This is a genomic window from Streptomyces katrae (assembly GCF_000966975.1).
Lineage (GTDB): Bacteria > Actinomycetota > Actinomycetes > Streptomycetales > Streptomycetaceae > Streptomyces > Streptomyces katrae.
On the sequence record NZ_JZWV01000888.1, the window covers coordinates 1 to 1,792 of the forward strand.

1 protein-coding gene is annotated in these 1,792 nt (G+C 76.6%); it reads left to right on the forward strand.

Annotation, left to right across the window (positions count from 1 at the left end; translation table 11 throughout):
- Window positions 1-1,792, forward strand: a 1,792-nt coding sequence (locus VR44_RS28920) for an SDR family NAD(P)-dependent oxidoreductase (RefSeq protein WP_045950567.1), incomplete at both ends; no start/stop codon positions are given.

Sequence of the window (1,792 nt, forward strand, 5' to 3'; positions counted from 1 at the left end):
GAGCCGCAGTGGCCCGCGGTGGTCGCGCTGCGCGGCGACCGCCGCTGGGTGCCGGTGGAGGTGCCCGTCCCGCACGAGCCGGCCACCGAGCCCCCGGTCCGCCCGAACGGCACGTATCTGATCACCGGCGGGTTCGGGGGCCTCGGGCTGGCCGTCGCCCGCGGGCTGGCCGAGACCGGTCTCGCGCCCACCCTCGTCCTGGTCGGCCGCTCCGGCCTCACCGATGCCGCCGCCGAGGAGGTGGCCGGTCTCGAAGCGCTCGGCGCGACGGTGCTGGCCGAACGCGGGGACGTCACCGACGAGGAGTCCATGCGGGCGCTGGTGGGACGCGTCGAGGCCTCGGCCGGGCAGGTCCACGGCGTCCTGCACGCGGCCGGGCTGCCCGGCGAGGGCATGATCGCCTTCCGTACGCCCGAGCAGGTCAGGGCGGTGCTGTGGCCCAAGCTGCTCGGCACGCTCGTGCTGGAGCGGCTGTTCGCGGACCGGCCCCGTCTGGACTTCTTCACGTCCTTCTCCAGCCGCGCCTCGATCTCGGGACTGGTCGGCAGCGCCGACTACGCGGCGGCCAACGCCTTCCTCGACGCCCACGCCGCCGTCTCCCGGCAGCGCTGCGTCAGTGTGAACTGGCCGAGCTGGGCGAGCGTCGGGATGGCCGCCCGGTCCACCGTGGACCCGGGCAGCGGTGAGCCGCTCTCCGCGTGGACGGGGGAACAGCGCCGGGCTGCGGAAGCTCTGGTGTACGAGGAGGAGCTGACGGAGAAGGACTGGGTGCTCGACGAGCACCGGTTCGCCGGGCGGGCCGTCCTGCCGGGTACCGGCCATCTCGACCTGGTGGTCCGCGCGGCCCGGGACGTGTGCCCGCGGCTCGCGGACGTGCCGGTGGACCTGCGTGAAGTGGTGTTCCGCCGGCCCCTGTTCGTCGACGGTACGCAGCGGGTCCGGGTCGTCCTCGAACCACGCGGCGCCGACGCCTGGGCCTTCTCGGTCCGGACCGGCTCCACCGTGCACTGCGACGGCCGCATCGCGGCCGCGGCCGAGCCGGCCGCGCCCGTGGTGGACCTGGCGGCGGTGGCCGCGCGCATGACCGAGACCGTCGACGCGTCGGGGGCCGGGGACCTGGCCGAGCTGGGGCCGCACTGGCTGAACGTCACCGCGCTGCGCCGCGGCGCGGACGAGCAGCTCGGCTCGCTCGCGCTCGACGAGCGCTTCCGCGCGGAGACGGACGGCCGGCCGCTGCACCCGGCGCTGCTCGACAGCGCGACGGCGCTCACCCGGCGCCGCGAGGACGCGCACCACCTGCCGCTGCTGTACTCCGCGGTCACGGTCTACCGCGACCTGCCGGCCGAGTTCACCTCCCACGTACGGCACGTGCGCGGTGGCGGCGACAGCGGAGTGCTGGTGTCGGACGTCGACCTGGTGGACGGGGACGGGGTGGTGGCGGTCTCCGTGCGCGGCTTCACGATGCGCAAGGTGGAGGGCAATCCCTTCGAGGCCGGTCCGCCGTCCGGGGAGCGTCCCCCGGCGGAGCCCGCCGGACTGCCGTCCTCGGACGGCATCCCGCCCGGGGAAGGTGTGGCCCTGCTGTTCGACGTGCTGAGCGGCCGCCCGGCGCGCCAGGTCACCGTACGTCCCTACCGCGACGGGGCGCCGGTGCCGCCCGAAACCCCGCGGGCGCCGCTGGCGGCGGCGCCGGCCCCGGTGCCCGCTCCGGCTCCGGCCCCGGCCGCACCTCCCGCGCAGGTTCCCGTCCCTGCCCAGGCGGCGCCGCCCGAGCCCGCGGCCGTCCCCGTAC